Source organism: Bosea sp. 685, from assembly GCF_031884435.1.
In the GTDB taxonomy this organism is placed as follows: Bacteria; Pseudomonadota; Alphaproteobacteria; order Rhizobiales; family Beijerinckiaceae; genus Allobosea.
The window spans coordinates 1198092-1210680 of sequence record NZ_CP134779.1; the positions used below are offsets into that span (position 1 = coordinate 1198092).

Below are 12589 nucleotides of genomic sequence, written 5' to 3' on the forward strand. Positions count from 1 at the left end.
CGGCGCAGCGAGCCCCTCACCGGAAGGGCGGGCTGTATTGCAGTCCGCCCTGTGTCCAGAGGGCGTTGGGGCCGCGCGTCAGGCGCATGCGGGATTTTTGGCCGAGATGGCGCTCGAAGCTCTCGCCGTAATTGCCAATGGCGGAGATGATGCGCACGACCCAGTCATTGCTTACGCCCATCGCCTCCCCGAATTTGCCGTCCTGCCCGAGGAAGCGCTTGATCTCGGGATTGGTCGACTTGGTCATCTCGGCGATATTCGCCTTGGTGACGCCGAGTTCCTCGGCGTTGATCAGCGCAAATAGCGTCCAGCGCACGAGGTTGAACCAGACCTCGTCGCCGCTGCGGACCCAGGGGCCGAGCGGCTCCTTCGAGATCACCTCCGGCAGAACGAGATGCTCTTCCGGCACGCGGAATTTCAGCATGTTGGCCGAGAGCGCCGAGATGTCGGTGGTGTAGGCGTCGCAGCGTCCGGCCTCATAGGCGCGCAAAGCTTCCTCGGAGGTGGCGAAGGCGGTGGGTTCGTATTTCTGGCCGAGCTTGCGGAAATAATCGGCAAGGTTGAGCTCGCTCGTCGTGCCTTGCGCCACGCAGATCGAGGCGCCCCCGAGCTGGGCTGCGGAGGTCACGCCGAGCTTCTTCGTCACCATGAAGCCCTGACCGTCATAATAGTTCACGCCGGTGAAGGTGACGCCCTGGCTGGCGTTTCGCGACAAGGTCCAGGTCGTGGTGCGCGGCAGCACGTCGACCTCGCCGGCCTGCAATGCGATCAATCGGTCCTTCGAGGTCAGCGGGACATAGGCCGCCTTGTCCGGGTCGTTGAAGATCACAGCGGCGAGCGCCCGGCAGATATCGGTGTCGAAGCCGTCCCAGCGGCCATTGGCGTCCTGCAGCGAGAAGCCGGCGACGCCGGGGCTCGTGCCGCAGATGATCTTGCCGCGCTCGCGGATGGTTTTCAGGGTGTCGGCTGCGATGGCGGGCATGGCAAGGCTCGCCGTGAGCATGGCCGTTGTCGTCAGGCGGAGCAGTATGCGTTTCATTCCAGATCCCCTTTTTGTTGATTTTGGACAAAGCTCTCCCTGCGCGGCGGTGCGTTGCCGCCGCGTTCGTTTCTCTCCCGGAGATGGTCTTGGCTCAGGCGACGTCGGTTCAAGCGATGTCGGTTCAGGCGACCTGGGCTCGGGCGACTTTGGCTCAGGCGACTTGGGCTCGGGCGACTTGGGCGGCCGCTGGGCGTTCGAGCGCGACGAGCAGGGCGTCGAGGTCGCTCCAGAGATCGTCGGGATCCTCCAGCCCGATGCTGATGCGCAGGACCGTGCCCGGATGCGTCCAGGGCTTGATCGTGCGGTCACCCTTCACCGCCATCGGCGCGATCAGGCTGCGCGTGCCGCCCCAGGAGGCGCCGATCGCGAAGATCTTGAGCGCCGTCAGCGCGGCTTCGAGCTCCGCCTCGGCGATCGGCTTGAGCACCACGCTGAAAACACCCGAAGAGCGACCCATGTCGCGCTTCCAGAATTCATGGCCGGGGCTGGACGGCAAGGCTGGATGCAGCACGGTCTCGATAGCGGGAGAGCGCGTCAGGCGCCGGGCGAAATCCTCGGAGATGCGGCCCATATGGGCGACGCGCAGACCCATGGTCTCGATGCCGCGAAGCGCCAGCGCGCATTCGTCCGGCGAGACGCCGACGCCGAGCCCGCGCAAGGTCTCCTTGAGCTTCTGCCGCAGTGCCATGTCGGCGACCGTGACCGAGCCGAGCAGCAGGTCGGAATGGCCGCCGACATATTTGGTCAGCGCCTCGCAGGCGAAATCGGCGCCATGCGCCAGCGGCTTGAACAGGAGCGGCGTCGCCCATGTGTTGTCGCAGCCGACAAGCGCGCCCTTGGCCTTGGCCGCCTTCGCGATGGCGGGTACGTCCTGCACCTCCATGGTGCCCGAGCCCGGCGACTCGACCCAGACGAGCTTGGTCCTGTCGTCGATGAGGTCGGCGATGCCGGCGCCGATCAGCGGGTCATAGACGCCGTAATCGATGCCGCGCGGCTTGAGGTACTCCTCGCAGAAGCTGCGGACAGGCGGATAGACATGGTCGGGGATCAGCACTTTGTCGCCCGGCAGCAGCACCGAGAGCATCACGATGGTGACGGCAGCCTGGCCGGAGGGAACGAGGACAGTGCGCACGCCGCCATGGAGTTCGGAGAGCTGCGCCTCCAGCGTGCGCGTCGTCGGCGTGCCGTGCAGGCCATAGGTATAGCCGTCGAAGCCGCGATGTTTGCGGGCGGCAAAGCTTGCTGCATCGGGATAGACGATGGTCGAGGCGCGGTGTGTCGCGACGGCGAGGCTGGCATAGCCCTCGTCGGAGACGGCGGGGTGGTGAACGCAGCGGGTCAGGTCGTGCATGATGGGCCTCTTTCGATGCGTCAGGTTGACGACCCCGATGGGTCGAGACAATCGAGCCGGGATCATGAGGTCATGAGCCTGGCTTATGGTTCGTGGGCTTATGGCTTGCGGGCAAAGCTCAGGCGCCCGGCGCCTCGGTGAGGGCGAGCCTGGCGACATGCGATAGCCAGCCCACGGCCGCGGGCAGGATCGCGTCGTTGAAGTCGTAGCGCGAGTTGTGCAATTCGCCGCCGGGCGCGGCCGGGCCGTTGCCGATCCAGACATAGGCGCCAGGGCGCTGCTGGAGCAGGAAGGAGAAGTCGTCTCCGGTGGTGCTCGGGCGCAGGTCGCGGCGGACGGCCAGGCCTGCCATCCCGGCGGCGGCGACGGAGAGCTCGCCCTCGGCCCTGGTGTTGATCGCCGCGCGCCCGGTCGAGAGGATCTCGACATCCGTGCGCATGTCGTAAGCCTCAGCGATGCCGGAGATGATGCTTCTCATCCGCTTGATCACAGCCTCGCGCACCTCCGGCCGGTAGGTCCGCAAGGTGCCGAGCAGCGTGACGCTGGGCGGAATCTGGTTGCTGACGACGCCGCCGCTGACCTGGCCGATCGAGAGCACGACGGCGTCGATCGGATCGACATTGCGCGCCACGATGGTCTGGAGTGCGACGATGAGGTGGCCGGCAGCGACGATCGGGTCCCGTGTCTGGTGCGGGATCGCGGCATGGCCCGCCAGGCCGTGCAGGGTAACGCTCCAACGCCCGCCGGCCGCCATCACCGGCCCGTCATGGACGGCGACCGTGCCGGCATCGAGCCCCGGCCAGTTGTGGAAGGTGAAGACGCGCTCCATCGGGAAGCGTTCCAGCAGGCCGTCGGCAAGCATCGCCTTGGCGCCGACGCCATTCTCCTCCGCCGGCTGGAAGATGAACTGCACCGTGCCTTTCCAGCTCTGATCGCGCGCCAGTGTGGCGGCCGCTCCGAGCAGGGAGACGGTGTGGCCGTCATGCCCGCAGGCATGCATCACGCCGGGCATCCTGGAGGCATAGGGAACGTCGTTTTCTTCAGCGATCGGAAGGGCGTCGATGTCCGCACGCAGGCCGACAGAGCGGTTCGAGCCCGGCCGGCTCAGCGTCGCGACGATGCCGGCGCCGCCGATGCCCGCGACGAAGGGAATGCCGAGCTCGGTCAGCCTCTCCTGCACGAAGGCGGCTGTGCCGTGCTCATGCTCGGAAAGCTCCGGCTGGGCGTGAAGCTGCCGGCGCCATTGCGTCAGCGTCGCGAGGAGTTTGGTATCCATGGCATGCCTCGGATCGGGATGGTGGGGCGTATCGGGGGCTGTCACCGGCTGGGGAGGGTGAGACGCGCCTCGAAGCGGTGAATGAGCCAGGAGAAGCTGACGGCGATGGCGAGGAAGATCGCGCCGACGACAGCGAGCGGCTCGCCATAGCGGAAGGTGTCGGAGGCGATATCGAGTGCCGAGCCGAAGGATTCCGGCACGGCGATGACCGCGAGATAGGGTGTCGATTTGAAGATCGAGATGAAATAGCTGCCCATCGGCGCGGCGATGTTGCGCAGCATCTGCGGGGCGATGACCAGGATGACCGTCTGGAAGCGGCCAAGCCCGAGCGCCTTGGCCGCCTCGAACTGGCCCCGCGCGATGCCGTCGATGCCGGCCTTGAAGACCTCGGCGAGGTAGCCGCAGTAATAGATGCTCAACGCCGCGACGCCGACGACCAGAGCCGGCAGCTTGATGCCGTAGACGGGCAGCACGTAGTAGAGGAAATAGAGCTGCACCAGCACGGGCGTCGAGCGGATGAAGTCGATGACGAAGCGCATGGCGTAGCGCATCGGCTGGCTGGAGCGGCGCGTGATTTCCAGCCCGAAGCCCAGAAGCGCCGCGAAGATGCAGCTCAGCAGCGTCACTGCGAGCGTGGTCGTCAGCGCTTTGCCTATGACGGGAACGATCGACAGGGCGAAGCCGAAGTCAAACATCGTGCGGGTCAAACATCATGGACGAGCTTCCGTCCGGCGCCGACCTTGCGCTCCAGCCAGCGTCCGACGATGGTCGCGGGATAGCAGATGATGAAATAGGCGACGAGCAGCCCGGTATAGACCTTCACCGGGTCGTAATGGAGCTGCGAGATCTCCTTGGCCCGGAAGGTCATGTCGCTGAGCGTGATCAGCGAGACCAGCGCCGTGCCCTTCACCAGCTGGATAAACTGGTTGATGAAGGTCGGCATCATGGCGAGCAGCGCCTGCGGCAGTTCGATCAGCAGCAGGATCTGCCAGCGCCTGAGGCCGAGCGAGAAGCCGGCCTCGACCTGTCCCTGGTTGAGCGCCTGCAGCGCCGCGCGCACCGCCTGGCTGCCATAGGCGCCGATGTTCAGCCCCAGCACCATTGCGCCGACGGTGAGGCCCGACAGCCGCAATCCGAAGCCCGGCAGCGTGTAGTAGAAGGCGTAGAGCAGAATGATGACCGGCGAGGAACGCCAGAATTCGATCAGCGCGGTGATGGCGGCATGCGGCCAGCCGCGGGCGCTATACTGCGCGACGCCGGCGATGAAGGCGAAGGGCACGGCGTAGAGCATGCCGAGCAGGGTGACCAAGGCGGTGACCCGGAAGCCTTCGAAAATGCCGGCGAGAACCTCGGCGAATGTCATGATGATGCGTGGGTTTCTGGCCGAGCGTCAGTTTCGCTGAGCCTCAATTCTTGGCGCAGAGCTCGGCTGAGCTGGCGCGCGGCGGCGCCTCGGCGTCGGTGAAATTGTACTTGTCCATCAGCGCCTTGACCGTGCCGTCGGCCTTTAGCCTGGCGAGCTGCGCGTTGTAGATCGCCTGCAACTCCTTGTCCCTGGGAGCGAACACCACGGCGGTCGCCATCATGTATTCGCTGCCGTCGGGCCGGACATAGCCCTTGAACGGCAAGGCGCGCTCGATGCCGTTCATGCCGCCCGCTTCCATCAGGACCGACACGCTGGGCGCCGACAAGGTCGCGGCATCGACGCGGCCGGCCAGCATGGCGCTGACCACCGCCTCATTGTTGGGGAAGAGCAGGAGACGGTCCTCGGGCACGCCGGCGGCGAGCGCATTCTTGGCGTTCTCCGTGCCGCGTCCGCCGCCAAGCTTCACCTTCGGATTTTTGACGATGTCCTCATAGCTGTGCAGGTTGAGCGGGTTGCCCTTGAGCACGAGCAGCCCATCGCCGGCGGAGAGATCGGGCTCGCCAAAGAGCACCTGCTGGCAGCGCGCCGGGGTGATGGCGACGCCGGATGCGATGATGTCGAAGCGGTTGGCCAGCAGGCCGGGGATCAGCGCTCCGAAATCGGCCACCGTGAACTCGATTGCCTTGACGCCGAGCGGGGCGAGCGCGGCGCGTACCAGATCGGGATGATAGCCGATCACATCGCCATTCTTGTCGCGATAGCCCCAGGGTGCGCGGTTATGGATGCCGATGGTGATGGTCTTGCCGGCCAAGTTCTTGCCGACAAGGCTGGATTGCTGGGCTTGCGTCGCACAGGGCGCGGCCGCGACGAGGCCGAGCGCCATGACAGCCATCAGGATGCGCTTGGAAAAGAACGGCATGGCATGCTCCCCCGGCTCTATCGGCCGTCGGCGACGATAGAGGGACGCGTTCGGGCGACAATCGCGTTGCGGTAATGAGACGATGCCTAGGATTTATACCTAGCCCGCTCCAGAACGATTGCTTCAGCGTGCGGCCATCAGGCAGTCGATGAAATCGCGCACGAGTTGGGATTTAGGGCGGTCGAGCGGCAGGATCAGCAGGCTCTTGCTCTGGACCACGGGCTCGAAGGGCCGCAGCACCAGCCGGGTCGGATCGGCTCCGGCGATGGCATAGGGGCTGACGAGGCCGACGCCGACGCCCTCGGCTACCAGGGCGCAGACGGTCGCGGCATAGATCGTTTCGACCACGATGTTGGGGGTGACACCGGCCTCGGTGAAGATCAGGTCGAGACGCTGCCGGGCCCGATCCTCGGGGACATAGGCGACGAAGTCGACGCCATCGAGATCATGGGGGCCGATGATCTCCCTCGCCGCCAAGGGATGGCCCTGTGGCATGGCGCAGAGGACGCGCGGCGTGACGAAGGATTGATGCAGCACGCCGGTGACGTCGATCTCGTCCGCCGCCAGCCCGATGTCGAACTCGCCCGAGGCGACGCCGTCGCGTACGTCGCGGGAGGGCAGCACCATCAGGGTCACACGAATATCGGGATGGACCACGCGGAAACGCTTCACCGCGCGCGGGACCAGAGACGAGCCCAGTGCCGAGAGCGAGCCGATGCGCAATTGGCCCGAACCCTGGTCGCGGATGCGCGCGGCGGCCGCACGCAACGTGTCCATGCCGAGGAAGGAGCGCTCGATATCGGCGTAGAATAATTTCCCTTCCGGCGTCGGGATGATGCGGTTGCGGACGCGGTCGAACAGCGAGAAGCCGATGGCGCGCTCCAGCTCCGCGATGGCGCGGCTGACGGCCGGCTGCGTCAGTCCGATCAGCTCCGCTGCGCGCGAGACGGTGCCGGCCTTCATGACGGCCGAGAAGATTTCGATCTGACGGTAGTTCACGCCAAGCTGCCCGCTAGTGGTTTGATTCCGACATTTGCTCCCCAATCTATATCGAGCTCGGAGCAAATGTCGGAATCACCAAAACCACTAGCAAATCATTGGTTTTCTAGTGGAACTTATGAATTTGACATTTGCCTCGCGGCCGATATCGGGCGGGTCGCAAATGTCAAATTCGTTCCACTAGTCTCGGCCACCGGGCCGGCCTCTTCAGGCGCTCAGTCTCGCACAAGGCCGGCTGCTTCGCGAGTTGACGTGTGCATCGGTCGACGGAGAGGCTCTTCAGGTCTGATGGCAACCGTTCATCTTGGCCTCGATATTGCTCCTCTCGCGCGCCTTCGCGTTCTGTGCCGAATGGAGACGAGTTGATGACGGGAACGGATGGGACGGCTCAGTTCGCCTGCAGCGCCTGCGGCTCGCCCTCGATCGTCCTCCCCGCCGTGCTGGCCGATGAAGCGGTCGTGTCCTGCGGGCGCTGCCAGAGCGTGCTTGGCTCCTGGCGCGGCTATAAATCCTATGTCAGCCGCTCGATCCATGCGGAGTACGAGGCGGTTCCGGCGCAACCCTTGATCTGCGTCGATCCGATCATCGCGCCGGCATTGGCGGAGGCGGTTTGATCGTGGTCTTGCGTCCGCGATCCGTGGTCGTTAGCGGATAAGTCAGCCTGTCCGGGCAAGCTCGGCTGACGGCGGCGCCGATTCGATGATTTGGCTGTGTCCGGCCGACAATGCTGTGTCGAGGTTGTTCATGCGCGTCTTCAAATCGGCGGCCCTGGTTTGCGCCTGGATCGGGCTTGCTTATCTCGTCTGGGTTTCGATCATGCCGATCGGATCCAGGCCGCATCTCTTCGACGAGATCCCGGACATCAGCCGCTTCCTCGGCTGGTTCGTCATCACACTGGCTTTTGCTGCCGCCTATCCGCGCCATCTTGGCCGGGTCCTGCTCGCGATGTCGGTCGCGATCGCCCTGCTCGAAGCCGCCCAATATCTCGAGGTCACGCGCCATGGCCGGATTCACGACGCCGTGGTCAAGGTCGCGGGCGCGGCGTTCGCGGTCGTGTTGGCCCTGGCCTATCTCGCCGTGGCGCGCAAGCGTTCGCCCGTGCAGGAGCGCCCCTAACAGCTTCTAGTTCTGCGAGCCGGCGAGGCGCCGTGATCAGCCGGCGTTGGAGAAGGCCTTCTTGCTGAAGACCGTCCGCAGCAGGATGCCGAGATCGAGCCAGAACGACCAGTTGTCGATGTACCAGTGGTCGTAGGCGATGCGCTTGGCCATCTTCTCGTCGGTATCGGTTTCGCCACGCAGGCCGTTGACCTGCGCCCAGCCGGTGATGCCGGGCTTGACGTTATGGCGGCGCGCATAAAGCGCGATCTTGCGCTGGAATTCGTGGTCATGCGCCAGGGCATGCGGACGCGGACCGACCAGCGACATCTGACCGGCGACGACATTCAGCAATTGCGGCAATTCGTCGAGATTGTAGCGCCGCAGCACGCGGCCGACGCGGGTGATGCGCGGATCATTGCGCCTCGCCTGGCGGATGACGTCGCCGTCATCGGTCGTGGTCATGGTGCGGAACTTCAGGATGCGGAAGGTCCGCTGGTTGAAGCCGTAACGGCGCTGCAGGAACAAGACGGGGCCTGTCGAATCGAGCCGGATCACGACGGCGATCAGCAGCAGCAGCGGTAAGCTCAGGAGCAGGATCGTCAGCGCGCCGACCATGTCGAAAATGCGCTTGGCGGCGTTTTCGACCACAGACAGGGCCGGCCGGGTCAGGCGCAAGCTGGCGAAGGTTCCGGTGCGAACGATATGGGGGTTGTCGAAGCGGTCCATGATCCGCTCCGGGGCGAGGTGAATTGCGGCCGGCAGGTTCATGAAGGCGTCGATGCAGGCATCGATCGCTTCCTGCTTCGACCAGGGCATGGCGATGTAGATCGCGTCCGGCTGCATCGTCCGGCAGCGCGCGACGGCGGCGCCGAGATCGGCTGCCAGCGCATCGCGATTGTCGGTGTCGCCCAGAAAGGCGACATCGACGATGGCAAAGCCGATGTTCCAGGGCTGGTGCCGCGAGACGAAGGACATGACGTCCCGCTCGCGCCCGATCAGAAAAATCCGCTCGGAGGTGATGCGCCCGGTCTTGCTCGCCATCGAGATGCTGCGGGTGATGGATGAGCGCGCTAGCGCGATCAGGAGAGGGGCGGTGAAATAGGTCGCGATGATCACGCCGCGCGAATAGTGATCGACGGTCTTGGCCATGAAGGTGATCGCGATGAAAGCGACCATGGTGATGTTCCAGACTGAGAAGGCGGCTGAAACCTGCCCCTTGGTCGAGAGATAATTGGCGATCTGGTAGCGGCCGCGCAGCAGATTGCTGAAGACGAAGATGGCCGCCAGCATCATCGCCAGTTCCAGCATGATCCGGGGACTGCCGAACTCGTCGAAAGCCAGCAGGTGGTATGTGAGCGAGGTGAGGGCGACGATGGCCATGACCACGACGGCGTCGGTCAACGCGGTGATCAGGCCGATCCAGTGTCGCAAGGGGGAGCTGCGCTCTGGCCTGACGCGCGCCTCTGCGGATCGTCCGGCCGCGTAGTTCAGATCGTCGACGCTTGCCATCCTGCCCGACTCCACCATTGCGCGGGAGCCCGAGGGTCCGTGCTGCAATCGGCGACCCGGATCGGAACACTTGTCCGGTCGGGAACGCTTTCGGTGGTGAAATCGCAAGCGGTGTACCGCTGCGGACTGCACCGAAATGAGACGAAATTCGGCGAGAACCATGGTTGGCGGGACGGGCCAGCTCTATCCGGTGTCAGCAAATGACCGATGGCGTTCGCTGCGGACCAAGGTGTCCGGCGCTGCCTGGCTTGAACGGCCGCCCATTTTGCGGCGTTCCTTGCGGCAGTCCTCGGCTCTTTTCGCTACGGCTAGAGGCTGTTATGACCCACGAGAGCGATTTGACGCTGGCGCTTTTGCGCGAATGTCAGGAGTTCGAGGACGCAAACCTTCCGGTTTGCTACGAAGAACGACGCCGCAGTCGCGCAAAAGCGCCGCGCAAGAGCAGGATGCGAAAAAGTGGGAACCGGTTTTTCGCATTGATCCTGCTCTCACTTTTTGATGAGAGACGGATTCAGATTTCAGATGGGATCACTTCGTGATTCCATCTGAAATCATCCGGCTCTAGCGGGTGAGGTGAAAACGGCGGAGCTGCAGCGTCGCATCGCTTGCCGATACCGGTGGTATCGCCTGCGCAATGCTCCTCCCATCTCCGTCGTTTTGACCTCATCAAATCGTTCTCGTGGGTCATAACAGCCTCTGGGCTTGGCTATGACGGCCGTCTCCCGTAGTGAAATCTTGCCGATTATCCTCATTCAGGTCGACACCCGCATCATGGCTTCAGCGAACATCATACCCTTGATCATGGCTGGTGGTTCCGGGACGCGGCTGTGGCCTTTGTCACGCGATACAATGCCCAAACAGTTCATCGGTTTGCTGGATGACGGTCTGTCGACCTTCCAGGCGACGCTGCTGCGGGTGAAGGACGCTTCCTTCGACAAGCCGATCGTTGTCACCAATCATGAGTTCCGCTTCGTTGTTGCCGAGCAGATGCAAGCGGTCGGTGTCGAAGGCGACATCGTCCTGGAGCCGGAGCGGCGCGATTCCGCTGCCGCCATCGCGGTCGGCGCGCTCCTGGCGAGCAGCCGGGCGGGGGATGGGATCTGCGTCGCGTTGGCGGCCGATCATATCGTCGCCGATGTCGAGGGCTTCCGCGCCGATTGCGCCAAGGCTGCAACGCTTGCGGCCACGGGCCTGATCATGACCTTCGGCATCGTGCCGACGAAGCCTGCGACCGGTTACGGCTATCTTGAGCCCGGTGGGGCGCTCGACGTGCCTGGCGCGAGCCGCCTGGCTCGCTTCGTCGAGAAGCCGGATGCGAAGACGGCGCAGCGTTATGTCGACCAAGGCTTCCTCTGGAACAGCGGCAATTTCGTTTTTGCTGCCGCCGGGATGATCGAGGAGCTCGACCTCTATGCGCCGGATGTGATCGAGGGCGCGCGTGCCGCGCTTGCCGAGGCCAAACGGGACCTCGACTTCCTGCGGCTCGATGCGGCCGGCTTCGCGCGGGCGATGAAGGTCTCGATCGATTACGCCGTGATGGAGAAGACCAAGCATGCCGGCGTGCTCGCGGCGAGCTTCGACTGGTCGGATGTCGGCGCCTGGGACTCGATCTACGAGGTCAAGCCGAAGGACAGGGATGGCAATGTGCTGGAAGGGCCGGTGGTCGCGCTCGACACACGCGGCACGCTGGTGCGTAGCGAGGATATCCTGACGACGGTGATCGGGCTCGATGACGCCGTCGTCGTGACGACGCGCGACGCGGTCCTGGTCACGACGAAGGCGCAGGCCGGCAATGTCAAAACGCTGGTCGAACAGATGAAGCGCGACGGCCGGAGCGAGGCGAGCGAGCATCTGCGCATCTACCGGCCCTGGGGCTGGTATCAGCGCATCGATCTCGGGGCGCGGTTCCAGGTCAAGCGCATCAACGTCAAGCCCGGTGGGCTGCTCAGCCTGCAGAAGCATTTTCATCGGGCCGAGCATTGGGTCGTGGTCTCGGGCACCGCCGAGGTCACTCTCGACGGCGCGATCTCCTATATCCACGAGAACGAGTCGATCTACCTGCCGATCGGCTGCACCCACCGCCTCGCCAACCCCGGCAAGATCCCGCTCGAGCTCATCGAGGTCCAGGTAGGCTCCTATACCGGCGAGGACGACATCGTTCGCATCGAGGATGTCTACGCGAGAACCTGACGTCTGGAGTGGGCAGCGCCTCGCCGCTCGCCCGGAGCCCTTAGCCGAAACCTGCTCAGCCTTTGTGGAATGCCCCGATGACGTCACGCAGTCTTTTGCCGGCGACCGGCCGCATTGCGCGCGGCGGCAAGGCGATCTATGGCGCGCCGCTCGGCATCCTGATGCTGGAGGCGCGTTTTCCCCGCATCCTCGGCGATATGGGCAATGGTGCGACGTGGCCGTTCCCGGTGCTGTATCGCGTGGTGTCCGGCGCAAGCCCCGACAAGGTGGTGATGCAGGGTGCCGCTGGCCTGCTACCGGATTTCATCGACGCAGCCCGGGATCTCGTCCGCCTCGGCGCGGAGGCGATTACGACCAATTGCGGCTTCCTCTCGCTGTTCCAGCGTGAGATCGCGGCTGCTGTCGGCGTTCCCGTCGCGACTTCGTCGCTGATGCAGGTGCCCTGGGTGCAGGCGACGCTGCCGCCGGGCAAGCGCGTCGGGCTGGTCACGGTTTCAGCGGGAACGCTAAGCCCGGCCCATCTCGAAGGGGCGGGCGTGCCGCTCGATGTGCCGGTTACGGGCACCGAGAACGGCCAGGAGTTCTTCCGCGTCCTGATCAAGGCCGAGAAGGACGACATGGACATCGACCTTGCCGAGCAGGATGTGGTCGAGGCCGCACTCGACCTCGTTGCGCAGAACCCGGATGTCGGTGCCATCGTGCTGGAATGCACCAATATGCCGCCCTATGCCGCGGCGGTGCAGGCGGCGACCGGACTGCCGGTCTACGACATCTACTCGATGATCACCTGGTTTCATGCGGGATTGCGACCGCGCGTCTTCGCCTGATCGAGGCCGAGC

At 64.6% G+C, this 12589-nt stretch carries 13 protein-coding genes; 5 read left to right on the forward strand and 8 right to left on the reverse strand.

From position 1 onward, the window contains the following. Positions 1-16 precede the first annotated feature (16 nt). The 7 genes from RMR04_RS06745 to RMR04_RS06775 form a co-directional block, all read right to left on the reverse strand. Complete coding sequence (locus tag RMR04_RS06745; RefSeq protein WP_311913696.1) at positions 17-1039, reverse strand: amino acid ABC transporter substrate-binding protein; 1023 nt, start codon at positions 1037-1039, stop codon at positions 17-19. Between the two features lie 154 nt (positions 1040-1193). After that, the gene (gene metC / locus RMR04_RS06750) at positions 1194-2393 is read right to left on the reverse strand and encodes a cystathionine beta-lyase (protein WP_311913698.1); all 1200 of its coding nucleotides are present in this window, start codon (positions 2391-2393) and stop codon (positions 1194-1196) included. A gap of 118 nt (positions 2394-2511) precedes the next feature. Further along, entirely contained in the window at positions 2512-3669 is a 1158-nt protein-coding gene (locus RMR04_RS06755; protein WP_311913699.1) for an amidohydrolase, read from the reverse strand. A 41-nt stretch (positions 3670-3710) separates the two neighbouring features. Continuing rightward, positions 3711-4364, reverse strand: a complete 654-nt coding sequence (gene ehuD, locus RMR04_RS06760; protein WP_311913700.1) for an ectoine/hydroxyectoine ABC transporter permease subunit EhuD — start codon at positions 4362-4364, stop codon at positions 3711-3713. 8 nt (positions 4365-4372) lie between these two features. Then, entirely contained in the window at positions 4373-5032 is a 660-nt protein-coding gene (locus RMR04_RS06765) for an amino acid ABC transporter permease (RefSeq protein ID WP_311913701.1), read from the reverse strand. A gap of 43 nt (positions 5033-5075) precedes the next feature. After that, entirely contained in the window at positions 5076-5954 is an 879-nt protein-coding gene (gene ehuB / locus RMR04_RS06770) for an ectoine/hydroxyectoine ABC transporter substrate-binding protein EhuB (protein WP_311913702.1), read from the reverse strand. A 123-nt stretch (positions 5955-6077) separates the two neighbouring features. Beyond that, positions 6078-6953: a LysR substrate-binding domain-containing protein gene (locus RMR04_RS06775; RefSeq protein ID WP_311913703.1), complete on the reverse strand. Its 876-nt coding sequence runs from the start codon at positions 6951-6953 to the stop codon at positions 6078-6080. A gap of 365 nt (positions 6954-7318) precedes the next feature. Between RMR04_RS06775 and RMR04_RS06780 the strand changes: the two genes are divergently transcribed. Both RMR04_RS06780 and RMR04_RS06785 read left to right on the forward strand, forming a co-directional pair. Next, positions 7319-7567, forward strand: a complete 249-nt coding sequence (locus RMR04_RS06780) for a hypothetical protein (RefSeq protein ID WP_311913705.1) — start codon at positions 7319-7321, stop codon at positions 7565-7567. 130 nt (positions 7568-7697) lie between these two features. Continuing rightward, positions 7698-8069: a VanZ family protein gene (locus RMR04_RS06785; RefSeq protein ID WP_311913706.1), complete on the forward strand. Its 372-nt coding sequence runs from the start codon at positions 7698-7700 to the stop codon at positions 8067-8069. Between the two features lie 36 nt (positions 8070-8105). Here the strand turns inward: RMR04_RS06785 and RMR04_RS06790 are convergent, their stop codons facing one another. Continuing rightward, on the reverse strand, positions 8106-9560 hold the full coding sequence (locus RMR04_RS06790; protein ID WP_311913707.1) for an undecaprenyl-phosphate glucose phosphotransferase: 1455 nt from the start codon (positions 9558-9560) through the stop codon (positions 8106-8108). A gap of 320 nt (positions 9561-9880) precedes the next feature. Here RMR04_RS06790 and RMR04_RS06795 point away from each other — a divergent pair, with 320 nt between their 5' ends. The 3 genes from RMR04_RS06795 to RMR04_RS06805 all read left to right on the forward strand — a co-directional run bounded on the left by RMR04_RS06795 (position 9881) and on the right by RMR04_RS06805 (position 12577). Next, positions 9881-10099 (forward strand): hypothetical protein, encoded by a 219-nt coding sequence (locus RMR04_RS06795; protein ID WP_311913708.1) that lies wholly within the window; start codon positions 9881-9883, stop codon positions 10097-10099. 232 nt (positions 10100-10331) lie between these two features. After that, a complete protein-coding gene (locus RMR04_RS06800; RefSeq protein WP_311913709.1) occupies positions 10332-11750 on the forward strand; it encodes a mannose-1-phosphate guanylyltransferase/mannose-6-phosphate isomerase in 1419 nt (472 codons plus the stop codon). A 77-nt stretch (positions 11751-11827) separates the two neighbouring features. Continuing rightward, complete coding sequence (locus RMR04_RS06805) at positions 11828-12577, forward strand: aspartate/glutamate racemase family protein (RefSeq protein ID WP_311913710.1); 750 nt, start codon at positions 11828-11830, stop codon at positions 12575-12577. The last annotated feature ends 12 nt before the right edge of the window (positions 12578-12589 follow it).